Raw genomic sequence first — 22,949 nt, forward strand, 5'->3', positions numbered from 1 at the left:
GCAGAGGGTTGCCTTCGTCGCTTTTGCGAAGCCTCAGCAGGGGAACCCTCATCATGAACATTGAAGCACTGACCACCCGGATAGACGCTCTTGAAAGTCGAGCCGCCATCGAGTGGCTGATCAGCGCCTACGCCAATGCCTTCGACCGCATTGACGCGTCGCTTCTGAGCGCAATCTGGCACGAAGAATCAACACTGGATCTACCGGGTTTCGGCCAGGCCGGAAACCGTGACGAAATCCTGGCGATGGCGCAAAACAGCTGGCGCCAGATGCCACACATGCATCACTGGATGGCCAACCCGCTGCTTGAAATCAAAGGTGACAGCGCGGTGGGTACGGTGGCTGCGGATTGCCTGTTCCATGACCTTGAAAAAGGTCCGGTTCAGGTCAGTGGGCTGTACCACGACAGGTTTGCACGTCGCGACGGAAAATGGGCGTTTCTGTCACGTCGTTTTGAACTGCATTTCCTGACACCGTTGAAAGATTGGGTACCCATAGCGGGCGATGAAAAGTACGCAGTGAGCCAACATCAGAGCCTGAGTACGCTTTCAAAGCCATGACATGATTAACGTTCAGTGAGAGGCGCGAACGACAAGCGATGCCCGCTGATGTCGTTCAAGCAGCAGGGAATGACAGCGTAAAACGGATAATCCCGGGCTTTGGCTGTTCGACACGCACGTGACCTTCATGCAGTTGCATGATTGCCACGACGATGGCGAGGCCAAGGCCGTAGGAGTCAGAGTTCTGGTGACGAGACGCATCGCCGCGGTAAAAACGGTCGAAGAGTTTGCCCAAGGTTTCGTCACTCAGCACAGGCCCTTGGTTCTCCACTTCGATGCGGGCTCCGTCGGGAGTTTCCATCACCCGCATCTGAATCTCGGTGCCCTCGTAGGCATAGCGAACGGCATTTGCCACCAGGTTGCTCAAGGCTCTGCGCAGTAGCAAAGGGTCAGCGAGCACGTTGCCATCGCCTGTTATCTGTACGGTCATTCGCCGCTCTTCAGCCAAGCCTTCAAAATAGTCGGCAATGCGCTGTGATTCGTCATGCAGCGATAGTTGTTGGCGCTCCACCACGGCGTGCGCTTCATCGGCGCGTGCAAGGAACAGAATGCTTTCGACGATGCGCGAGATCCGTTCGAGCTCTTCAAGGTTCGAAGCGATCAATGCCTGATAGTCATCCTCGCTGCGGCGCTGGCGTAGCGCGACTTGGCAATGCCCCATGAGCGACCCCACCGGCGTGCGGATTTCATGGGCAAGGTCCGCGGAAAATTGCGTCAATCGCTGATAACCCTGGGCAAGGCGATCGAGCATCGCGTTATAGGCGTCACTCAGTTGTTGCAGCTCAACCGGCGTATCGGCGCTGTCCATGCGGCTGTGCAGACGCTCGGGTGTTATCGCTGCCGCATGGGCGGCCATTTTTCGCAACGGGCGCAGCCCTCGACGCAGCACCAGGTAACCCAGCAACGCTGTCGCTAGAAAGGCAAGGGCAACGGCCAGGTAGATACGTTCGCGATACGCCGCGAGCATCGCCATTTCCTTGCCCATGAGGTGCGCGGCCGTCAATCGGACTTCGCGCCCACCCGACGTCGTGACGACGCTTGCGGCGCGCAGCATGGTTCCCGAGTCGGTCACGCCGCTGCGCAGGTCACTGACGCTCAGCTTTGTGTCCTGGCCGATCACGGGCAGTTCAGGCAGCGTGACGTTGAGTGGATTGACCTGGATTACCGGTGGTTGCCCGGGCTCTTCAATGATGAAGATGTCGTCTTCGCTGTCGAGCATGTTCTTGAAAATCTGCGGGCTGTCGCGCAGTTTCTCGATGGCGAGTTCGTAGTGCAGCAGCTTGCGAAAGTGCTCCAGACGGCCCATGACCGCATGATCGCTGTATACCAATACCGAGGCTTTCATCGTCTGATACAGATAAACGCCCGCACCGGCCACGGCCAGCATCGCTACCATGGAAAACGCCACGGTCGATCGCAGGGTCAGAGAGGGTTGGCGTCGGGACCGCATGGCCTCACCTCGCAGACATAGCCGATACCGCGAATGGTATGGATCAGCTTGATCGGATAGGGCTGGTCGACCTTGTTGCGCAGGCGCTTGACCGCTACGTCCACCACGTTGGTATCGCTGTCGAAATTCATGTCCCAGACTTCCGAAGCGATCTGTGTCCTTGACAGCACATCGCCTGCCCGGCGCAGAAACAGATGCAGCAGGGCGAACTCCTTGTTGGTCAGCACGATCACCTGCTGTTGGCGTGTAACGCGGCGGCGCACCAGGTCCAGCTCCAGGTCTGCGAGGTGGAAATGGTCGGCTTCGCGCGCTACACCGCGACGCAAAATGGTGCGGATACGTAACAGCAGTTCGGTAAACGAAAAAGGTTTGACCAGGTAATCATCGGCGCCCAGTTCCAGGCCGCGAATGCGGTCATGCAATTGGTCGCGCGCGGTGAGGAACAGCACGGGTACGTCTTGTCGGGCGCGCAAGAGCTCAATGATCTGAAACCCGTCAATCCCGGGCAACATGACGTCCAGCACGATCAGGTCGTAGGTTGTATGCAAGGCCATGTGCAGGCCGTCGGCACCATGCTGGGTCCAGTCGACGTTGTAACCGGACTCACCGAGCCCCTTTTTGAGGTACTCACCTGTTTTGGTGTCATCTTCGATCAGCAGGATATGCATCGTGAGGCGCGCTCGGGTCTCTTCATGACGGGATTCAGCCCGCGACATCGGTATCTCGGCTGTGCAGTGTAACGGGATGGGCGGGCGCAGTCGGTTACATTTCTGTCATTCATGGGCAGGGGCTGGCGAATGACAAAAATGTCATTGGGCGGTCATCGTGACGTCCCGGTCTGCGGACGAGGATGGCGGCACATCAACCCATGAGGAATCGTCGCCATGCAACTCAAACACGCCCTGTCTACCACGTTCGGTTTGTTGATGCTCAGTGCTGCCGTCATTGCCACCGCGGCCGACATGCCGGTAATCAAACCGCTGCGTGGCACGGTGGAAAGCGTCAGCAACAATACTCTGACATTCACTGTCCGCTCCGGCGCCCAGCAGACTATCGGACTGACAGACAAGACCGGTATCAACCGGGTATCGAAGGCCAATATCGACTCGATCAAATCCGACAGTTTCATTGGCTCGGCGGCCATCCCGCAGGCCAACGGAACATTGAAGGCGCTGGAAGTCACGGTATTCGACGCCAGCCTCAAGGGCAGTGGCGAAGGTCATTACGGCTGGCAGAACGCGGATGGCAGCACAGGCACCATGACCAACGGTACCGTGGGGAAACTGTCCAAAGCTGACGGCCGCACATTGACCGTCAACTACAAGGGCGGCGAGAAACAGATCGTCGTACCGGATGACGTGCCCATCGCCTACGTCGAGCCGGGCAAAGCCGATGAACTGGTCAAAGGTACGAAAATTGTCGTGTTCCCGGCCGCAGATGGAACCACCGCGCGCGGCATTGCGGTTGGCAAGGATGGCTTCCAACCACCGATGTAATCACCTGAAAAGGCTGGGGCGCTGCCGTCTGGCAACGCTCCGCTACATGGATGGCTTCCAAGGGGAAACACGTGAGACAGAAAAAGCTTCATCCCTGGCCGGTTCGCCTCACCCACTGGCTCAACGCCGTTTGCATGGTCTGCATGTTCATGAGCGGTTGGGCTATTTACAACGCCTCGCCACTGTTCAGCTTCAGGTTTCCGGTGGCGGTGACCGTGGGCGGATGGTTGGGCGGGGCGCTGGCCTGGCATTTCGCATTCATGTGGCTGCTGCTGATCAACGGCTCAATTTATATGCTGTATGGGTTCGCCAGTCGGCATTTCAAACGTGAGTTGCTGCCCATCGGGCTCGCCGCGTTGAAGCATGATTTGACCGACGCTTTACGCTTACGGCTGGTGCATGAAAAGGGCGTCTATAACGCAGTGCAGCGTCTGATGTACTGGATGGTGCTGGCGGCAGGCGCACTCGTCGTTATCTCGGGCGTGGCGATCTGGAAACCCGTTCAACTTCAAGAGCTGGTCGCGCTATTGGGCGGCTATGACATTGCACGTTATGTACATTTCGGGGCGATGGCGATGATTGCTGCATTCGTCGTGATTCATCTTGCGTTGGTAATGCTGGTGCCCAGGACCCTGCTGCCAATGATTACAGGTGGTGTGCGGTCTCTGGAAACCGGGAAAAAAGGCCATGATTGAACGCAAAAAAAGAACTGTTCAGCGCATCAGGCTTGAACCTGCGCAACAGCTTGACCTGGAAAATATCCAGCGCCGCCATTTCCTTCGTGCCGGTTTGACCGTGGGCGCGATGTCGATGTTGACCGGTTGCAACCTGCAGGACGGCGATCAGGTCGACAAGGTCCTTTGGGCCATGTCGCGTTGGAACGATCGGGTCCAGGCCTGGCTGTTCAGCGGGCATAAACTGGCGCCGACCTTCACCAGCGCGCAGATCACCACGCCATTTCCGTTCAACGCATTCTATGGTCAGGACGATATCCCTGAAGTGGACTTGGCGAGTTACTCGCTCGCCGTCTCCGGCCTGGTCAGGGACAAGGCACCCTGGACACTCGAAAGCTTACGCAAACTGCCACAACGTAGCGATATCACCCGTTTGATCTGTGTTGAAGGCTGGAGCGCCATCGGGCAATGGGGAGGTGTACCGCTCAAAACCTTCCTGGAACACATAGGGGCCGACACCACAGCGAAATTTGTCGGTTTCAAATGTGCTGATCGTTATTACTCCAGCCTGGACATGCCAACAGCCTTGCACCCACAAACACTGCTGGCACTGGATTACGCTGACGTCGCATTGCCGCCCGAGTACGGCTATCCCCTCAGGGTTCGAGTACCCACCAAGTTGGGCTTCAAAAACCCCAAGCATGTTGTCGAAATTTTCGTGAGCAACGACAACCCGGGCGGGTATTGGGAAGACCAGGGATATAACTGGTTCAGCGGGATCTGATGAGGCAGGTCGAGGTAGCCCAGTTCCGTCCTGGTAGTGCATGGCAACGCCAGGAGCATCGGAGTGAGTGATGACATCAGTTCTGGTATGAGGTGCTTTTATGACCGGAATTTCTGCGGTACCGCCAGCGCCAACCGTGTTGCCGCCTTCAGAAAACAAAATGCGAGCTCCTACCAATGGAGCGGATTTCCACTCCCACTTGCAGGCTCAGTCCAGGTCACCTGTGCAGCAGCCGGATACAACGAGCGCACAAGTGCTATCGGACTCGACCACGAACGTGTCACGCCGACCGGAGGTGGAGGCAATGCTTCAAATGTTGGCATGGCGCAAGCGTGCGGACAGTGCTCCGAGCAGACCCGGTCGATCAGTGCCAGGTACGCGAGCCAGTGGCCTGGATATTGCGGACTTCAGCTTCCCCGTTCGAGGCGTTTTGGCTACCCGTGGCGTTATCGAGCAGAGCTGCCTGGATGAAGAGGGTAGGCCGCTCTACCTGAAGTCTTTTGATGACCGGACCACGTGTACGTCTGGTGGCGAAGAAAGCGAGTTCCCCTCTGACGTTATCGGCGGAGGGGGACTGAATGCATTCGCAATCGCAGTGGCTCTGTCCGCGATAACCCTCACCTGGATACCGATTGAGATTGTGCGAGCGCCACTGCGATCGCCCCACATTCGGATTTTGCGCCGTCGCAAGCCCTCTTCAGCCGAGAGCCATTTTTTCGACCCGTCAGATTCAGAGCAAGGGCGGGTGGAAACTGACGGTTCTCGATAGCTGTTTCGCCGCGGGCTAGGATTTCTAAGCAAACAATGGTCTTGCTGGTGATTCCAGTGCCTGTCGATTTCCCGCACGCAAATGCTTCGGCTTGCCGAGGAAGCCGAGGTGCCCCCGGACGTTGCAGGCAGAGTGATTGACGGCATTTGCGATGTGGCGAACCGGTTTGCAAGCATCGCCGAGAACCTATACCCACAGGCAATTACTCGAGACACCTTGCACACGATCCAGGGCCGCATCGATCAGAACGTAGCTCGGTTACACCGCGGTCATGCGGGCAGCGGTTGCCGTTGAGGATCGGGAGGAGCGGGCGCTCGCGCCGGGTGTGTGGGCTACCGTTCTCCGAACGAATATGCCAACCGGTATCTCCAGCGCAGAGGACCCGTTAGAGCGGCTCAACCGAATTGACTTGCCGATTCAACTGCGGTTTCAGGCTTCCTCCTACGTGTTAACTGATAAGCAATTGCCAGCCATATGAACCACCCCGGCATGACCAACAGGGCAACGCGGGTGTCAGGTCTTAATGCCAGCAGGCAGAGAACGAAGCCCAAAAAAGCCATTGAGAACCATGCCATTGGGACGCCGCCTGGCATCTTGTAAGCAGACTTGGCATGAAGCTCAGGACGCTTTTTGCGGTAGGCAATGTAAGACGCGAGAATGGTCGACCAAGTGAAGATCACCAGAATCGCTGACACGGTGGAAACGATGGTGAATGCCGTCATGACTTCAGGAACGATGAACAGCACGAGCACACCCAGCAGCATCAATACCGTAGTGAAGGCCAGGCTCAGCAGAGGCACGCTGTTGCCCGATAGACGCCGAAAAATACCCGGGGCGTTGTCTTGATTCGCCAACCCGAACAGCATGCGGCTCGATGAAAATACGCCGCTGTTGGCCGATGAGGCCGCCGAGGTCAGTACCACGAAGTTGACGATACCAGCCGCTGCGGGGAACCCGGCGACGAGGAACAGTTCAACAAAAGGGCTTTTGACGGGGGAAACCTGTTGCCACGATGTCACGGCAATAATGCAGGTCAGCGCGAGGACGTAGAACAGGATGATCCGCAGCGGAATGGAATTGATGGCTTTGGGCAGGGTCTTCTCCGGCGAGCGTGTTTCGGCGGCGGCGGTGCCGATCAGCTCGGTGCCGGCGAAGGAGAAGATCGCCATTTGAAATCCGGCGAAGAAGCCAAGCAAGCCGTTAGGGAAAGCCGCCTGTTTGTCCACCAGGTGACTCAGGGATGCGGTGACGCCATTGGGGGAAACGAAGGAGCTGGCAATCAGCACGGTGCTGACGCCGATCAGGGTCATGACGGCAATGATCTTGATGATCGCGAACCAGAACTCCACCTCACCGAACAGCCTGACTGTGAGCACGTTCAAGGCGAACAGTGTCGCCAGCATGCCGACGGCGGGTATCCACGCCGGCACATCGGGGAACCAGTACTGGAAGAATCCGCCGACCACGACGGCGTCGCCGATCACCGCTACGCTCCAGCTCAGCCAGTACGACCAGCCGAGAAAGAACGCCGCGCGCGGGCCGAGGTAGGCGCCGGCGAAGTCGGCAAAGGTTTTGAAGCTGAGGTTGGACAGGAGCATTTCGCCCATGGCACGCATGACGAAAAACACGAACAGACCGATGATCATGTAGATGAGGATGATCGACGTCCCGGAGAGGGCGATAATCTTCCCGGACCCCATGAACAGGCCGGTCCCGATGGCACCGCCCATGGCCATTAACTGGATGTGACGATTGCTGAGCGTGCGCTGCAGCGCGGGCTGTTCAAGCAGCCCGGAAGGGTTCGATTTCATTACAAAACCTCTTGATTTTATGTTTTTGAGTTTTGGCAGAAAGTAGATGTCGAGCGTTCTTGTTAGAGAGGCAGCGGCTAATCAAAACGATGCCTGGAGGGTGAATGGCCCCCTCGCCAAGTGGCGAAGGCGGCCATTACCGATCAACTGACGGTGCGTAGACGCGAGGCTTTGGCCAGTGGCGGATCGAGCAGTTGGAAGAGATTTTTGATGTTGGCCGGCGTCGGGACCAGGTGGACGCGCTGGCCGATTTGCTGTGCCTGAGCCAGGTCGTTGAGATAGCGCAATGACGAAAAGTCTTCCAAGGCAAAGCCCACCGAATCAAACACCGTCACCTGCATATCGTTTTCGCGTCCGGCTACTTCGCCTTGCACAATCCGGAAAAACTCGATCACCGGGGAATCGTCTTCCAGTTGCTGAATGTCGCCTTCAATGCGGGTTTGCGGCTCGAACTCGACGATGACCCGGGCGTTGCGCAAGATGTCGGCGTGCAGTTCGGTTTTACCCGGGCAATCACCACCGACCGCATTGATGTGCATGCCAGACTCAATCATCTCGGGCGTCAGAATGGTTGCGTAGGCTTTGTCGGCGGTGACTGTGGTGACGATGTCGGCGCCCTTGACGGCGTCCTTCACCGAGCGGGCCAGAATCACTTCGATGTCCGGGAACGCCGCGAGGTTGTGTTTCAGTTTGAGGGACGCTTCTTGATCGATATCGAAAATGCGGATTTCGTTGATGCCTAACATTTCATGAAAGGCCAGCGCCTGAAATTCACTTTGGGCACCGTTGCCGATCAGGGCCATCGAGGTCGCACCGGGGCGAGCCAGCGATTGCGCGACCAACGCGGAGGTGGCTGCGGTGCGCACGGCGGTGGTCAGGGTGAGTTCGCTGAGCAGGGTGGGATAGCCACTCTGCACATCCGCCAGAAGCCCAAAGGCCATGACCGTCAGTAAATTCTGCTGGCCGTTGTTGGGGTGGCCGTTGACGTATTTGAACGAGTACTGCTGGCCATCGTCGGTCGGCATCAACTCGATCACGCCGTCTGTTGAGTGGTTTGCCGTGCGCGGTGACTTATCAAACTGCGCCCAGCGTGCGTAGTCGGCTTTGATGTAGCCCGCCATTTCGCGGATGGCGCGGCGGATACCGATTTGGGTAAACAGGCGTGCAGCATCATCGACATCTATAAAAAGCGTCATGTTCTTATTCTCCGATCCAGACATTAAAAAGCTGTAGAGCGCGGGGTGGTTCAGCTGCGTTTGCTCTCGAAACCGTGCAGTACGTTGACGGCATTGATGCCGATTTCATCGACCATGTAGCCGCCCTCCATCACGAACAGGGTCGGGCAGCCGACGCTCGCGATCAGTTCACCGATGCCAATGAAGTCATCACTTTCCAGCAGGAAGTGACTGATGGGATCGTCCTTGAACGTGTCGACTCCCAGGGAAATCACCAGCACTTCAGGTGAGAACTGCTGGAGTTTTTTGCAGGCGTGGAGCAGGGCGTTGCGGTAGCTCTCCCAGGTGGTGTTCTTCGGCAGGGGATAGTTGAGGTTGTAACCCTCGCCGACACCCGCGCCGACTTCGTGGCTGTAGCCCGAGAAATACGGGTAGGACACCGCTGGTTCGCCGTGCAGCGACACGAACATGACGTCGCTGCGCTGATAAAAAATGTTCTGCGTGCCGTTGCCGTGATGGAAGTCGACGTCCAGCACCGCGACACGTTTGGCGCCTTGGGTAATGGCCTGTTGCGCGGCAATGGCGGCGTTGTTGAGGTAACAATAACCGCCCATGTATTCGCGCGCGGCGTGATGGCCAGGCGGGCGGCACAGGGCGAAGGTACTGTCGTGGCCTTCATCGAGCAGGGCCAGGCCGGTGAGGGCGATATCGGCGCTGGTTTTCACGGCGTGCCAGGTCGTCGCGGTAATGGGTGAGCCGGCGTCCATGGCATAGAAACCGAGCTTGCCGTCGATGAACGTTGGCACCTCTTCGCCGGCCAGATCGCGCACCGGCCATACCAGCGGCAAGGCGTCGTGAGTGCGACCGGTTTCGCACCATTCGCTCCAGGCATTTTCCAGAAAACTGACGTAGCGCTCGCTGTGCGCGTTGACGTAACACGAGCGGTCAAAAGCGCGGGGTTCGATGATCTGACCAAGGCCGACCTGTTTGACACGGTTGTGCACAGTGTCGGCTCGACTCGGCTGTTCGAAAGACGGTTTGAGCACGCCGTCTTTCAATTCGGTGCCGTGGTGCAACCGGTGGGAATCACTGAAAACTGTAAACATTCTGCGCATCCGTTAATGTGAGCCAGTGCAAATATTCTGTTCCGGCCGGGCTGCACTTTCTTTGCTTTGTTTTCGTGGTTCGGTGGATTATTCGGGCGTTTTTACTCAGGAGTGGCCTCATGCAGAAAAAAATATCCAAGCGCATCAGTCTCGATGAAACCGATCTGGCTATTCTTGAGTTGTTGCAGGAGGACGCGAACATTTCCAATGCCGAACTCAGTGAGCGGCTGTCGTTGAGCCTTACTCCGTGCTGGCGGCGGCGCAAGCGAATGGAGGAGGCGGGTGTCATCAAGGGCTATCAAGCCAACCTTGATCGGCGAATGCTCGGGCTGGATATCATGGCATTCGTGCACATTCGCTTTTCCACCCATGCCGATCACGCTCCGGACGCCTTCGAGGCAGTGATTGCGCAATTGCCAGAGGTATTGGCCTGCCACAAGATCACCGGAGATGCCGACTACGTACTTCAAGTGTTGGCCGAGGATCTTGATAGCTATAGCGACTTTATCGAGCAAGTGCTGAGGCGCCAGGTCGGTATCGCGTCTATTCAGTCGAGTCTGGCTCTGCGCGAAATCAAAGCGGGTAGCCGTATGGCCATACCCAAATTGAGCAAGGATTGAATATCGGACGTGCTGGGTTGAACAAGGCGCTAAAACCTTCCCGCCACGTCCGTCGTCATAAGCATCTGCTGGAAGCGCTCCAGAAAGACTGACTCGGCGCGGGTCATCTTTTGTTCGCGATTCCAGAGCAAATAGACGTTCACATCGCTGACGCCCTCCCAGGGCGGCAGGCGCCAGATTTCATCGGCTTGCACATCAGCGGCGACAATGTGTTCGGGCAGGCAGCCAATGCCATATCCGGCAGCGACCAAACGCAAGATTTCATCCAGACTGGGCGAGGACGCAACAATGCGCCCAGTGAAGCCTTGCTGATCCCTGAACACTGTGAGCGGCGATAAATTGCCGCCGATTTGGTCACTGGTGAAACTCACGAAATTTTCGCCTTGCAGGTCTGACAAGGTCAGGTTCTTGCGACCAAACAGCCGATGGCGCTTCCCACAGAAAAACGCATATCGCTGTTCCAGCATCACCCGCTGTTCGAGGCGGGGCTGCGGTGTTCGGCACAGGCTCAAACCGAAAGACGCGGTCTTTTGAAGCAGCGCGCTGATCACATCCGAGCTGCGCAGCACATCAACTTCCAGTTCCACTTGAGGAAACTCATTGTGAAATTGCGCCAGGAATTCATCGTAGCTGCGAGACTGGATACGGCTGATGGTCAGCAGCCTGATTTTACCCGTAACCAACTCGGCAGGCGCATCCAGCGCCGGGCCTAAACGGGAGATCGTGCCGTAAATCTCTGCAGCGATCTGCATGACTTCCTCACCGGCCTTGGACAGCGTGATGCGAGGCCCGCGACGCACTACCAGCTCACTGGCAAGTTGCTCCTCCAGTCTTTTGAGCGCCTGACTGATTGCCGGTTGACTCAAGTGCAGACGGGCAGCGGCCCGGCTGATGCTGCCCTCCTGGCCGATAACCAGGAAGGTGCGCAACAGGTTCCAGTCCAGGCGATCATTGAGAAAACGCTTTGCTTCGGGGTCCCGCTGAAAACCAGACGATGAGAGTGTCATTATTGCCCAGGCTTATACTCAAGTATTTAGATTAGAAGCTTTTCCTAGCATAGGGCTTGGCGCACCATCCAGCAATGCACCGTGAGAGTGCGATTTTCATGCTCAGGCATGACCTATCTCCTGCCTATAACAATGATTCTCGGGAGCCTCAGATGACCAGCAAAACCTCCACGCCACGGCGTGCCGCAGCCGCCGCATTTATTGGCACCACCATCGAATTCTATGACTACTACATCTATGCCTTCGCTGCGGCATTGGTGTTGGGACAGCTGTTCTTTCCCAGTGAAAACCCGATGCTCAGCACCATGGCCGCGTTCGGCAGCTTCGCTGTAGGCTTCATCGCTCGGCCGTTCGCCGGGATGGTATTCGGCCATCTGGGTGACCGCCTGGGCCGCAAGAAAATGCTGCTGGTGACCATCGTGCTGATGGGCGTTGCGACGACCGGTATAGGCTTGCTGCCCACTTACGCCCAGGTAGGCATCTGGGCGCCCGTCGGCCTGGTGTTGCTACGGCTTCTGCAAGGTATTTCAGTCGGCGGTGAGTGGGGCGGCGCGGTACTCATGGCCAGCGAGCATGCACCCAAGGGACGCAAAGTGTTTTTTGCTTCATTCGCCCAATGGGGCAGCCCTGCTGGCCTGTTGCTGGCGCTGATTGCATTTCGCTTGATCAGTGAAATGGAACAGGAAGCCCTGATGAGTTGGGGCTGGCGCATTCCATTTCTGATGAGCGGCGTGCTGATGATAGTCGGCCTGGCGATTCGCTTCGGTGTGCCTGAGTCGCCAGAGTTCGCCGAGGTCAAGGAGAGCGCCCAGACCTCTGACAGCCCGGTAATGGAAGTGCTGCGCACTGGCTGGAAGAACATTCTGTTCGCTGCACTGGCCGTCACCATCGGTTCGGGCGGTTTCTTCTTCACCAACACCTTCATGATCACCTACGTCACCCAGTATCAGGGCATCGCCAAAACCACGATCCTGGATTGCCTGTTTGTTGTCACCATCCTGCAGTTCCTTTCGCAACCCTGTTCGGCACTGCTGGCCGAGCGGCTGGGTGAAGGACGGTTCCTCAGGTGGGTGGCGTCGTTGTGTATCGTGGTGCCGTATCCGATGTTCTTGTTGGTACAGACCGGCAACCTGTTCTACATGACGACCGGCATTGCCCTGGCTGTGATCCTGCTGGCGGCGCTGTATGCGGTGATTGCAGGCTACATGGCTGAAGCGTTCCCGGCACGGGTGCGGTATTCGGGTATTTCCATAGCCTATCAACTCGGGAGTGGCTTGACCGGAGGCCTGACACCGATGATAGGCACCTTCATCGCCGCTCAGTTCACGGGGCAATGGGTGCCTTTGGCGCTGTTCTTCAGCGTATTGGCCCTGATGTCGCTGACTGGGGTGTTGGGGCTGGCACATCTGCGCAGCGTCAACGCCAACCCGGTCAGCCTGTCCACTAGCCAAGGAGTTGCATGATGAGCAAACCCCTCGCCATGTCAGTGATCGAATGGCAATCGCGCTGCGAGTTGGCAGCGCTGTATCGCTTGATCGCTTACTACCGTATGACCGACCTGATCGACACTCACATCACCCTGCGTGTACCGGGGGCGGAGCGATATTTTCTGATCAACCGTTACGGCGTGGCGTTCGAAAAAATGCGCGCCAGCGATCTGGTGTTGATCGATCTGGAAGGCAACTTGGTCGAAAGCAGCTACAACGGTGGCAAGGTCAACGCCGCCGGATTCGTCATCCACTCTGCCATCCATGAAGCGCGCCCGGACCTGCACTGCATCATCCACACCCACACCGCGAGCGGTATGGCAGTGGCGGCCCAGCGCGACGGCCTGCTGCCGCTGACCCAGCACGCCTTGAAGTTCTACGGCAACTTGGCTTATCACACGTACGAAGGCATCGCGTTATCGCTAGAGGAACGCGAACGGCTGATCGCCGATCTGGGCTCGCACAAAGCGATGATCCTGCGTAACCACGGCCTGCTCGCGGCCGGTGGCAGCGTGGCGGCGGCGTTCCACGAGATCTACTTCCTGGAGCGCGCCTGCCAGGCGCAGATCCAGGCGATGTCCGCCGGGGTGGCGCTGAACGTCCTGGACGAAGCCGTATGCCTCCACACCGCTGCGCAGTTCGGCCGTGACGGGATCGACGGGATCATTGATCTGGCCTGGCAGGCCGCGCTCAGTCTGATCGACGAACAGCGCGCCGATTGGTGCAGTTGACCATGGCCAGTCTTGTGTTGTTGTGCCAGAACCCGGCGTTGACCGATTGGCTGGCCGGGCTGTTCGCCAGCCATGCGCCGCACTTGCAGGTGCTGCGCCCTGAAGATCCAGGCGCACAGCAGGCCCAGATCGCGGTGTGCTGGTTCCCGCCAGCGGGCAGCCTCGGGGCCTTACCGAATTTGCGCCTGGTGTATTCGATTGGCTCGGGGGTCGACCATTTGGCCCACGACCCTTCGCGCGACCCCGCGTTGCCGGTATGTCGGGTTGTCGACCCAGATCACACCCAGGGTATGAGCGAGTACGTGCACTGGGGGGTGCTGCACTTTCACCGTTGCTTCGACCAGGTCATAACCGGCAACGCCACGCAACGCTGGCAGCGTCCGCTGCAGCGCCGTGCGCAAGGCTTCAAGGTCGGTGTGATGGGCCTCGGAGCGATCGGGGCACCGGTGGCCACGCGGCTGGCCGAGGCCGGCTACGACGTGCGCGGTTGGGCTCGCACGCCTCGGGTAATCGACGGTGTGAGCACCTTCAGCGGAGCGTCCGCGATGCAGGAGTTTCTTGCGGAGCTGGATGTGCTCGTCAACTTGCTGCCGCTGACCGCCGCCACACAAGGTGTACTGGGCTGCGAGGTGTTCCAGTACATGGCACGAGGCAGTGCCTTGATCAATTGCGGGCGTGGCCAGCACCTCAATCAGTTGGACCTGCAACAGGCCCTGGCCAGCGGGCAACTGCGTGGCGCCTTGCTTGATGTGTTTGAACAGGAACCGCTGCCTGCGGATTCGCCGCTATGGCACACCCCTGGGGTATGGGTGACACCGCACATGGCGTCTGCCGCCTCGGATCAATGCATCGCCCAGCAGGTCGCCGACAACGTCTCGCGGCTGACGGCGGGACTGGCATTGAAGAATCTGGTCGATCCTATACAGGGTTATTGAGCGGACAGAGAACTAATCACTGCGTTGCGTGCTGCGTTGTCGGCGCGAGGCGTGTGCATTCTGAATTGTCTTGGCATGAGGTCATCCATGAAAACATTTTTCCATCCGGCACAGCGTCTGCACCATCCACGCTCCTACCTGTCGCGTGGGCAAATGCGCGAGCCGCTAGAGATCCCCGCGCGTATCGACCCGCTGCTGACGGTGGTCAAGAAGCTCGGCTACCCGCTGCTGGAACCTGCCGACTCCGGTCTGACGCCACTGGCCGCGGTGCACAGCCCGGCATATCTGGAATACCTGAGCAGCGCTTACCAGCAATGGCACGAGGTGCCTGAGGACTGGGGCGATGAGGTGATGTCGAACATTTTCATCCGCGAGGGCAATCCGCTGCGCGGAATCCTGGGCAAGACCGCCCGCTACCTGGCCGACGGCAGTTGCCCGATTGGCCAATACACCTGGCAGGCCGCTTACTGGTCAGCGCAAAGTGCGGTAGCCGCCGCCCAGACGATTATCGAAGGCGATGACGCCGCATACGCACTGTGCCGTCCACCGGGACACCATGCCCGTGCCGAAGGCGCTGGCGGCTTCTGTTTTCTGAATAATGCGGCGATTGCTGCCCAAGTGTTACGAGGCAACTTCGCCAAAGTCGCGGTGCTGGATACTGACATGCACCACGGTCAGGGCATCCAGGAGATTTTTTACGACCGCGATGACGTGCTCTACGTCTCGATCCATGGCGACCCCACTAACTTTTACCCGGTAGTGGCCGGCTTCGACGACGAAACTGGCACTGGCCGAGGTAAGGGTTTCAACTTGAACTTGCCGATGGCCCACGGCTCCAGCGAGGCGGATTTCTTCGCTTGCATGGACCAGGCAGAGGCTGCCTTACGCGCTTTCGCCCCGGACGTACTGGTACTGTCGCTAGGCTTTGATATCTACGAAAACGACCCGCAGTCCAAGGTCGCCGTTAGCGATGAAGGTTTCCGGATGCTGGGGCAGCGAATCAAGGCGCTGGGCCTGCCGTGCGTAGTGGTGCAGGAAGGCGGTTACGACATCGCCACTCTCGATAAAAACGCCGCGCGGTTCTTCGACGGCTTGACCGCTTCGCGCGGATAGTCATTCGCCTGGGCTGATTAACCCGCACGGTTTCCAGCCCGGGCTTGCCGAACAATACCTAAAACAACAAGGGTTACCGCAACCCTGAATGCCGGGCGTTTTTCTCCAGTAGTGATCGGGCGCAACCCAATCATGGTGGGTATTTGGGCACGGCTCACTACGGCGTGTATCGGTTCACTGGAACGGCTGGCCTACATCGGTTGCAATGCAATGGGGGCCATGACGTTTGAGCCCCTGGCACCAGAAGGGCAGGAGTCTGAAGTCCATATCCCGCTGGAGCAGCTTGCCGTCGAAGTACAGAAAGTACTTCATGGAGACGGCGGCTTCGGAGCAGCAGCGTATGACTTTTTCGAGAAGGTGGCTGTTGAACCTCAGCCTGGGGGCATCCTTTTCAAACCATCCAAAGCATGCCCTCAAATATGCCCCCAATGTAGCAATCGTCTGGAAGTGAATGGATCTCCATGGCCTATGAAAAGCCAGAAATGATCAGCTAAACAGCCTGCCTGACGAAACCTAAAGACTCTCAGGGTCCCCAAACCACAGGTGAACTGTTGCTTCGCGGTAATACGGTGATGATGGGCTATCTGAAAAATCCGCGTGCCAATGAAAAGGCGTTTGGCGGCGGTTGGTTCCACACGGGCGACGTCGCAGTGGTGCATGAGAACGGTTATGTGCAGATCACTGATCGCTGCAAGGACGTGATCATCTCGAGCGGGGAGAATATCTCTTCCATCGAAATCGAAGATGTGATTCATGGCCACCCGGCCGTGTTGCACGCGGCCGTCGTGGCTCAGCCCGACGATAAATGGGGCGAGGTGCCCTGTGCGTTCATCGAACTCAAGGTCGGCGCAACGCCGCCTGATGAAGCGGAACTGATTGCCTTCTGCCAGGAACGTTTGGCGCGGTTTAAATGCCCACGCAGGGTCGTGTTCATGGCGCTGCCGAAAACGGCGACCGGGAAAATCCAGAAATTCATTCTTCGCGAACAAGCGGGAAGCCGGGAGGCGATTGTCCGGCTTGCCTCAGGTTGTTGAAGCTTCGGATGTAAAAACTTCGTAACGGTTGGATAAAGACACTGCCAGAAGCTCAGGCGGTGGGTCCTCTTGCATACAACAAAAATAAAAGGTGCCTGTGATGCCGATAATGTTCAAACAACTGGCCTTGGCTGTTGGGCCCCAGTTGCTGAGATTTCACTGGCCCAGTCTGGCTACTCGCGAATCCTTGCCTTTGCTGGATTTTTGAAGGTGTGGAGATGGGGCCGTCTTGCCTCGGCACGTGGCTCAATTCAGCGTCGGCGTAAACATCCCACACATCGAAAGCGTGGACCGAACAAAAAGGTCAATGCTTTCAAGGAGAAAGAGCGCGGATTTCAGTCTCGTTTCCTGCTCCAGATAGCGCTACAGAGTTCCAATGAATTCTGCAAGTGATTGAAATAATGGCATTTATGCCATTTTTTCGTTCCATCGGGAACCACTGAAATCCAGCACTATCTGGTACGTTTAAGTCCAGAATTGAGTCCAGGATTCTGACGAGCACTGAATTGGTTTAATGCTGGAGCAGATTGTGTAGCGAGATGAGCATCTGGCCCCGACTCTGTTCAGGAGCTCGCGATGGCACTCTCAGAAATGACAGTTCGGCATGCCCGAATCACTGGTAACGACTACACCTCGGTGACAGTGATGGCCTCACGCTCAATGGGACGGCCAAGCGGGGAAAAGTCTGGCTCTTCCGCTACTACTGGGCAGGCAAGCAGAAGCGCATGTCCTTGGGTTGTTACCCACAAATCTCCCTCAAAAAAGCGCGTACATGACGTGACGATGCGCACGCCTTGGTCGCTCAAGGCATCAACCCTTATGAGCATCGTAAACAACAGCGGCTTGCTGTTCATACTGCGAAGGAGCACACCTTCGAGGTCGTGTTCAATCAGTGGATAGAGTTTCGCAGGCTCAGCTTGAAGGAAGGGCGCCAGAGCACGCTCTCGCAGATCTTGAGAATCTTCAGTAAAGACGTCCTGCCCCAACTGGGTGGGCGGTCCATCTACGATATCAATCATCACGACTGCTGGATTTACTGAGCAGGATCGAACAGCGCAAGGCCTTAACGACCAAATGCCGGACTCGTTTACTGGTGTATTTCAGTGACCGACATGGTGAAGATCAGCTTGGACCTACCCGCATTGGCGTAGGAGTGCGCAACATCTGTTTTTGCCACAGCAGAGCAGCCTGCCGGGATGACTAATTCTGTTTCCCCGACCACACATTTCAGCGTCCCTTTCTCCACATGAAACAACTCAAGCGTGCCTTGAGGATGCCCTTGGGATGAAAAGGACTCACCCGGAAACATTTCCCAGCGCCATAGTTCAATCATGTTGGGTCCAGTCGTTCCTGCAAGCAGCCGAGCTGTCCCACCCAGATCGCCGGTCCAGAGTGTAGGGATCTCCTGACTGTCGATAATGTGGGCGGCAGGGGCGTCTGTCACATTGACGATGTCTGCAACAGAAAGCCCCAACGCTGCGGCGATTTTGCACAGGATGCCAATACTCGGATTAGCCGTACATTTCTCAATTTCGACGACCATGCCTTTACTCACGCCTGAGCGGCGAGATAGCTCGTCCAACGTGATCTTTTGATTCTTTCGTGCCTGTTTGAGCGTACGCGCAACGGCCAGGCTCACAGTCTGAGCATCGGCGCCGGGCGTGGTCGATATACTGTTGTTTAGGGGCATTATTGATGGTCATGAGAGGAAGTTGAAAGGATTCTCGACGCTTGCTACTGGTGTCGTCAATCTGCTCGGTAGCGGGATCTGATTGGAAGAGTCGATATATTGACTTTTTTAGTCGCCAATGACTAGCATGAAGCGACATGTAGATCACTGGAGATTTTGATGCTGTCCGTATTGCCGTTAATTGACCAATCTGTTGCAGATTTGGCACCGGGCTTCCGGGCGCTGAGTATCGTTGTGAAGGCCGCGCCCCTCACCAGCCCTGATGTCGCTCAAGCGGCCCTGGACCGCGCTTGCCAGGCAGTGTTGTCAAGCGGACCCACCTGGGGAGACGTGCATCTGGCAGCATGGGCAGAGACCTTCCGAAAGTTTGGGGCTAAGCCACAACGCACGCCTTGCTCAGCTGAGGCATTGCGCAAGCGTGTTCTACGAGACGGCAGCGTACCGAGCCTGGATCCCATCGTTGACCTCTACAATGCCATCAGCATCGAGTATGCGATTCCTGTGGGCGGGGAAAATATAGACGCCTATGTGGGCGCGCCGCGGCTCGTCGTCGCAGACGGTAGCGAGCCTTTTGACACCATGAAAGAAGGCGCTCTAGCTCACGAGTATCCAGACGCCGGCGAGGTGGTATGGCGGGACGATAAAGGCGTGACATGTCGCCGTTGGAATTGGCGGCAAGGTGTCAGAACCCGCCTTGGTGCTGATGCAAAACACATGTGGTTCATTCTGGAAAGTTTGCCAGCGATGCCTCTTGAAGCGCTGACAGAAGCAGGCGACAAGCTTATCGAGGGCCTGCAACTGATGATGCCAGGTGTTCAAATTGAAAGCTCACTGATTGGTCCTGGATCTAATTAGTCAAAAGACGAAACCATGGAGTCATGAATGAAATTTACCGGCCTTAGCGCATTTCCATTGACGCCTATGAATGAGCAAGGTGTGGATGAATACGCATTTACTCGTCTTGTTGAGCAGCTGGCAGCCGCCAATGTCGACTCCATCGGTGCACTCGGTTCTACTGGTAGCTATGCGTATCTTTCTCGGGCTGAGCGCACTCGAGTTGCGCAGCTCGCGGTAGAGGCCGCGGGCAATGTGCCTGTTATGGTCAGCATCGGATCGCTACGCACGCGTGACGTGCTATTGCTGGCCGAGGATGCACAAAAGGTGGGGGTCAAAGCCTTGCTTCTACTGCCGGTGTCCTATCAGAAGCTATGTGCGGAAGATGTTTTTTCTTTGTATGAAACAGTTTCGGCTAACGTCTCAGTTCCGCTATGTGTCTATGACAATCCCGGCACCACTCATTTTGAATTTACTGACGAACTGCACGGGCGCATTGCCCAACTGCCGTATGTGAGCTCAATCAAAATCCCGGGCGTTCCTGAGGCTCTCCATCTTGCCAAGGCTCGTGTGGAGCGTCTTCGGGGGCTGATTCCAAGTAATGTTACGATCGGCGTGAGTGGTGATGTCTTTGCAGCTGTGGGCATGAATGCTGGCTGTGAGGCCTGGTACTCCGTCATAGGAGGGCTTTTCCCCAAGACAGCGCTAGCGATTACGCGAGCGGCATTGTCAGGTGATGCCAACGAGGCTGCACGCCTTTCTGAGCGCTTAAAGCCACTCTGGGCTTTGTTCAGGCAATTTGGCGGCAGCTTTCGTGTCGTGGCGACTGCTGCAGAGATTCGTGGGTTTACCCAGCATCCAAGCCTGCCCCTGCCGCTCAGAACTATAAGTGGCGAAGGGCGTAAGCAAATTGCCGCTGTGATCGACGAGCTGGAGCTGAGCTGAACCTGTCTTCTTACTTGGAAAGAGGGCGCCTGCCAATCATGAGGCAGGCGAACAGGTTTCTAGCGTTTCAAAAACGTTGTGAAGTGGTCCTTGTGATCCTGCAGGATCTCGCCTGGCAAGATAGTTGCGACACTCCCCCGATGTTGCAGACCATGGGAAAGCACATGCGCCAGTATTTGCTCCTTAGTCATGTTCCCAGGATTTCCGTCCTTGAAAGTAAATGTCACTTGATCGGCCAGTTCTGCTGACGTGACTGCTTTGGTGTATTCGACAAACCATTGATTCGCTTTGGAGAATTGTTTTTCAAGCTGAATCAAGTCCTGCGGTTGGTCAGTCACGACGGAGTCAAATTCGTCCGGCTTTCCTTTCAGTCTGGCGATGAACAACTGGTCGACGATGTTGATGTGGCTGAGCCAATACATCGCTTTCGCCATTTCCTCTGGATAGGATTTCCCCGCCGAGGCTTTCAAGTATTTGAATAGCTCCTTCTCAGACCATGCCTTGTACTGGTAAAGCGAATGCAGAAGGTTCTTGGCGCACATGGTGTTCTCCCTGATTTCTAAACTGGCAGATGTCCTGCGCTACCTGGCGAGGTAGCGCCAAAGGCTTCGTTGCGTTTGGCTGAAAAAAGTCAGCAGACAAATGCAATGGTCACTATATTGACTTTTATAGTCAATGGATGGAAGCTGGATGACAAGCGATTTAAATCGCGGTGTTGGTTTTCAGCAGGGCGCTGCCGGAGAGGCGGCTAGCTCAGAGATTGCGAGAGGGTGTCTCAGGTTATGAAATACGTTAGTACGCGGACACCCGGCAAAGCATTCGACTTCGGCGACGTGCTCATGGGGGCGTATGCCCCGGATGGAGGGTTATTCGTACCTCTCAAGGTTCCTCGCTTCAAAGGGGAGGACCTATCCAAGCTGGAATGGCTTCCTTTCCATGAGCTGGCACGTCACGTGATTGAGCCGTTTTTAGGTAATTGGATACCTCAAGATCAGTTGTCTCAGATTATCGAGGAAACGTTTGACTGCTTCAAAAGCAAAGCGGTTGCACCTCTTTACCAAACGGCGAGTAATGAGTGGATATTGGAATTATTTCATGGGCCAGCTGGCGTCTATCAGGACTTTGGTCTCCAATTGATGGCTCGCCTGGTTGGGCGCGAACTGTTGAGATCTGGCAAGAAAGCGCTTGTTGTAGGCTGCACTGGTGGGGACACAGGCGCTGCTGCAATAAAAGCCTTTTCTGGTATGCAAGGCGTGACCGTTATTGTGCTTCATCCCTCGAGAGGAATAACGGAAGAGCATAGACGTCGCTTAATGAGTACGGATGAAGAAAATATAGTTAATGTTGCTGTGGAAGGGGATTACTCTGATTGTCATCGCCTCTGCGAACAGCTCTTCAAGCACAATAATGAAACGCAGCAACTAATATCATTCAATTCTGTGAATTGGGTGCGAGTGCTTGCGCATCTTTCCTTCTATTTTTATTCAGCGCTTCAATTAGGTGCACCCAACAGAGAAGTAGCCTTCAGTGTGCCCACCGGAAATTTCGGAGCGTTATACGCGGGCTATATTGCCAAGGAAATGGGGTTGCCGATCCGGCAATTGATTGTTGCCACCAATACCAATGCGGGATTGCATAACTTTCTGCAAAATAATCTCTATAGCCGAAAAGAAATTCGCATTACTAATACGCCTAGTATGAATGTCTCATTGGCCTCAAACTTTGAACGCATGCAGTGGAGTATGCTTAATCGCCGCGGAGAAAAAGTTGCTAGGAATATGGAGTTGCTAGAGGGTGAGGGCTCGATTAAGTTAGATCAAGATGAATGGTTGGAGGCGCGTAAGCTTTTCGACTCGCTGGCCGTGGAGGACGCAGATGCTTTTCGGACCATTCATGAGGTGTTTGCGCAGAGTGGTTATCTGGTCAGTCCCAACACGGCCATCGGATTGCGAGCGGCGCGTGCCAGCAGGCGTAGCTTGCTTATCCCGATGATCTGCCTGGCGACGACACATCCCTCCAAGAGTTCTGCACTAGTTGATGAAACAGATGCGCTGGGTGTCCTCAAAGGGATTGGCACTCTTCCGGGACTTGATTATCGATGTTTTTTAATCCCTAACGATGTTGGCGCACTTAAGCAGCTCATCGGGACGTTGTCCACAGACACGGAGTCTCGCTCGTTATAAGTTTGGAGTTAGAGATGAAGCGTGTGTTAGATAAGGTTGATGAGAAAATATTGGAAGAGCTTACGCGTAACGCGCGGCTGGCTCACAATGATATTGCGATGAAAGTTAACTTGTCGAGGAATGCCGTCAGGCTGCGAATCGAAAGATTGGAGCGCGATGGGTATATCAGGGGTTATACGATCATTAAAGGAATGCCCTCAACGGATGCTGGGCCTATCAACGCTTTAATTTTCGTTTATCGTAAAGATAGAATGCGTGATGCTGACGTTGTCCGTTCTGTCATAGCAATGCCAGAGGTTATTTCATGCAATGTGATGAGCGGTGACCTTGATATTGTATTGACGGTAGAGGCGATGAGTTCAGATCGTATCCACAGGGTCTGGAGTGAGATCTCAGCGCTGCCAGGCGTTCTTAATACTGTGACTTCCTTCGTTTTGTCCTGCTCCAAGTAGTGCGGGTAAAGCAAAGTGCGCTGTCGAACGAGCATTTTGCTCGCAATTACGTTCTGTTTGCCATATTCGTGAAAATGGGTTGGCGACTTACTA

The 22,949-nt window shown here is 56.2% G+C and carries 21 protein-coding genes and 4 pseudogenes; 17 read left to right on the plus strand and 8 right to left on the minus strand.

Going from position 1 to position 22,949, the window contains the following annotated elements:
* Window positions 1-53: 53 nt before the first annotated feature.
* Complete coding sequence (locus ACMTA2_RS16545; RefSeq protein ID WP_413790853.1) at window positions 54-560, plus strand: nuclear transport factor 2 family protein; 507 nt, start codon at window positions 54-56, stop codon at window positions 558-560.
* 55 nt (window positions 561-615) lie between these two features.
* Here ACMTA2_RS16545 and ACMTA2_RS16550 read toward each other — a convergent pair whose 3' ends face one another.
* Both ACMTA2_RS16550 and ACMTA2_RS16555 read right to left on the minus strand, forming a co-directional pair.
* Window positions 616-2,010, minus strand: a complete 1,395-nt coding sequence (locus ACMTA2_RS16550) for a heavy metal sensor histidine kinase (RefSeq protein ID WP_413790854.1) — start codon at window positions 2,008-2,010, stop codon at window positions 616-618.
* Complete coding sequence (locus ACMTA2_RS16555; protein ID WP_413795670.1) at window positions 1,983-2,678, minus strand: heavy metal response regulator transcription factor; 696 nt, start codon at window positions 2,676-2,678, stop codon at window positions 1,983-1,985. Before ACMTA2_RS16555 ends, ACMTA2_RS16550 begins: the two co-directional genes overlap by 28 nt.
* 216 nt (window positions 2,679-2,894) lie before the next feature.
* Here ACMTA2_RS16555 and ACMTA2_RS16560 point away from each other — a divergent pair, with 216 nt between their 5' ends.
* From ACMTA2_RS16560 to ACMTA2_RS16575, 4 genes and pseudogenes are all read left to right on the plus strand, one after another.
* Window positions 2,895-3,506, plus strand: a complete 612-nt coding sequence (locus tag ACMTA2_RS16560; protein ID WP_109755454.1) for a hypothetical protein — start codon at window positions 2,895-2,897, stop codon at window positions 3,504-3,506.
* 50 nt (window positions 3,507-3,556) lie between these two features.
* On the plus strand, window positions 3,557-4,201 hold the full coding sequence (locus ACMTA2_RS16565; protein ID WP_413790855.1) for a cytochrome b/b6 domain-containing protein: 645 nt from the start codon (window positions 3,557-3,559) through the stop codon (window positions 4,199-4,201).
* Entirely contained in the window at window positions 4,194-4,964 is a 771-nt protein-coding gene (locus tag ACMTA2_RS16570; protein ID WP_413790856.1) for a molybdopterin-dependent oxidoreductase, read from the plus strand. Before ACMTA2_RS16565 ends, ACMTA2_RS16570 begins: the two co-directional genes overlap by 8 nt.
* An 823-nt stretch (window positions 4,965-5,787) precedes the next feature.
* A pseudogene (locus tag ACMTA2_RS16575) lies at window positions 5,788-6,027 on the plus strand (type II toxin-antitoxin system HipA family toxin); the annotation flags it as partial.
* A 101-nt stretch (window positions 6,028-6,128) separates the two neighbouring features.
* Here the strand turns inward: ACMTA2_RS16575 and ACMTA2_RS16580 are convergent.
* The 3 genes from ACMTA2_RS16580 to ACMTA2_RS16590 all read right to left on the minus strand — a co-directional run bounded on the left by ACMTA2_RS16580 (window position 6,129) and on the right by ACMTA2_RS16590 (window position 9,825).
* Entirely contained in the window at window positions 6,129-7,544 is a 1,416-nt protein-coding gene (locus ACMTA2_RS16580) for an amino acid permease (protein ID WP_413790857.1), read from the minus strand.
* A 143-nt stretch (window positions 7,545-7,687) separates the two neighbouring features.
* Window positions 7,688-8,740: an ornithine cyclodeaminase gene (ocd, locus tag ACMTA2_RS16585; protein WP_413795671.1), complete on the minus strand. Its 1,053-nt coding sequence runs from the start codon at window positions 8,738-8,740 to the stop codon at window positions 7,688-7,690.
* A gap of 50 nt (window positions 8,741-8,790) precedes the next feature.
* Window positions 8,791-9,825 (minus strand): histone deacetylase family protein, encoded by a 1,035-nt coding sequence (locus ACMTA2_RS16590; protein ID WP_413790858.1) that lies wholly within the window; start codon window positions 9,823-9,825, stop codon window positions 8,791-8,793.
* A 119-nt stretch (window positions 9,826-9,944) separates the two neighbouring features.
* On the opposite strand from ACMTA2_RS16590, the gene ACMTA2_RS16595 reads away from it, so the two are divergent.
* Complete coding sequence (locus tag ACMTA2_RS16595; protein WP_024778535.1) at window positions 9,945-10,445, plus strand: Lrp/AsnC family transcriptional regulator; 501 nt, start codon at window positions 9,945-9,947, stop codon at window positions 10,443-10,445.
* A 29-nt stretch (window positions 10,446-10,474) separates the two neighbouring features.
* Here the strand turns inward: ACMTA2_RS16595 and ACMTA2_RS16600 are convergent, their stop codons facing one another.
* Window positions 10,475-11,452 (minus strand): LysR family transcriptional regulator, encoded by a 978-nt coding sequence (locus ACMTA2_RS16600; RefSeq protein WP_413790859.1) that lies wholly within the window; start codon window positions 11,450-11,452, stop codon window positions 10,475-10,477.
* A gap of 152 nt (window positions 11,453-11,604) precedes the next feature.
* Between ACMTA2_RS16600 and ACMTA2_RS16605 the strand changes: the two genes are divergently transcribed.
* The 7 genes and pseudogenes from ACMTA2_RS16605 to ACMTA2_RS16635 form a co-directional block, all read left to right on the plus strand.
* Window positions 11,605-12,915, plus strand: a complete 1,311-nt coding sequence (locus ACMTA2_RS16605; RefSeq protein WP_413790860.1) for an MFS transporter — start codon at window positions 11,605-11,607, stop codon at window positions 12,913-12,915.
* The gene (locus tag ACMTA2_RS16610) at window positions 12,915-13,670 is read left to right on the plus strand and encodes a class II aldolase/adducin family protein (protein WP_413790861.1); all 756 of its coding nucleotides are present in this window, start codon (window positions 12,915-12,917) and stop codon (window positions 13,668-13,670) included. The genes ACMTA2_RS16605 and ACMTA2_RS16610 overlap by 1 nt, the downstream gene beginning before the upstream one ends.
* A 2-nt stretch (window positions 13,671-13,672) precedes the next feature.
* The gene (locus tag ACMTA2_RS16615) at window positions 13,673-14,605 is read left to right on the plus strand and encodes a 2-hydroxyacid dehydrogenase (RefSeq protein WP_413790862.1); all 933 of its coding nucleotides are present in this window, start codon (window positions 13,673-13,675) and stop codon (window positions 14,603-14,605) included.
* An 87-nt stretch (window positions 14,606-14,692) separates the two neighbouring features.
* Entirely contained in the window at window positions 14,693-15,718 is a 1,026-nt protein-coding gene (locus ACMTA2_RS16620; protein ID WP_413790863.1) for a histone deacetylase family protein, read from the plus strand.
* 153 nt (window positions 15,719-15,871) lie between these two features.
* Window positions 15,872-16,042: pseudogene (locus tag ACMTA2_RS16625) on the plus strand (type II toxin-antitoxin system HipA family toxin); the annotation flags it as partial.
* A gap of 209 nt (window positions 16,043-16,251) precedes the next feature.
* Window positions 16,252-16,752: pseudogene (locus tag ACMTA2_RS16630) on the plus strand (AMP-binding enzyme); the annotation flags it as partial.
* A 576-nt stretch (window positions 16,753-17,328) separates the two neighbouring features.
* A pseudogene (locus tag ACMTA2_RS16635) lies at window positions 17,329-17,836 on the plus strand (tyrosine-type recombinase/integrase); the annotation flags it as partial.
* A 3-nt stretch (window positions 17,837-17,839) separates the two neighbouring features.
* On the opposite strand, the gene ACMTA2_RS16640 reads toward ACMTA2_RS16635, so the two are convergent.
* Complete coding sequence (locus ACMTA2_RS16640; protein ID WP_413790864.1) at window positions 17,840-18,442, minus strand: helix-turn-helix domain-containing protein; 603 nt, start codon at window positions 18,440-18,442, stop codon at window positions 17,840-17,842.
* A 159-nt stretch (window positions 18,443-18,601) separates the two neighbouring features.
* Here ACMTA2_RS16640 and ACMTA2_RS16645 point away from each other — a divergent pair, with 159 nt between their 5' ends.
* Together ACMTA2_RS16645 and ACMTA2_RS16650 are read left to right on the plus strand one after the other, a co-directional pair.
* Window positions 18,602-19,297 (plus strand): B3/B4 domain-containing protein, encoded by a 696-nt coding sequence (locus ACMTA2_RS16645; protein WP_413790865.1) that lies wholly within the window; start codon window positions 18,602-18,604, stop codon window positions 19,295-19,297.
* 27 nt (window positions 19,298-19,324) lie between these two features.
* Window positions 19,325-20,221, plus strand: a complete 897-nt coding sequence (locus ACMTA2_RS16650; protein ID WP_413790866.1) for a dihydrodipicolinate synthase family protein — start codon at window positions 19,325-19,327, stop codon at window positions 20,219-20,221.
* A 59-nt stretch (window positions 20,222-20,280) separates the two neighbouring features.
* Here ACMTA2_RS16650 and ACMTA2_RS16655 read toward each other — a convergent pair whose 3' ends face one another.
* Entirely contained in the window at window positions 20,281-20,763 is a 483-nt protein-coding gene (locus ACMTA2_RS16655) for a DinB family protein (RefSeq protein WP_413790867.1), read from the minus strand.
* Between the two features lie 240 nt (window positions 20,764-21,003).
* On the opposite strand from ACMTA2_RS16655, the gene thrC reads away from it, so the two are divergent.
* Both thrC and ACMTA2_RS16665 read left to right on the plus strand, forming a co-directional pair.
* A complete protein-coding gene (gene thrC, locus ACMTA2_RS16660) occupies window positions 21,004-22,404 on the plus strand; it encodes a threonine synthase (RefSeq protein ID WP_413790868.1) in 1,401 nt (466 codons plus the stop codon).
* 14 nt (window positions 22,405-22,418) lie between these two features.
* On the plus strand, window positions 22,419-22,856 hold the full coding sequence (locus ACMTA2_RS16665; protein ID WP_208555549.1) for an Lrp/AsnC family transcriptional regulator: 438 nt from the start codon (window positions 22,419-22,421) through the stop codon (window positions 22,854-22,856).
* The last annotated feature ends 93 nt before the right edge of the window (window positions 22,857-22,949 follow it).

Source organism: Pseudomonas medicaginis (genome assembly GCF_965119365.1).
Classification (GTDB): domain Bacteria; phylum Pseudomonadota; class Gammaproteobacteria; order Pseudomonadales; family Pseudomonadaceae; genus Aquipseudomonas.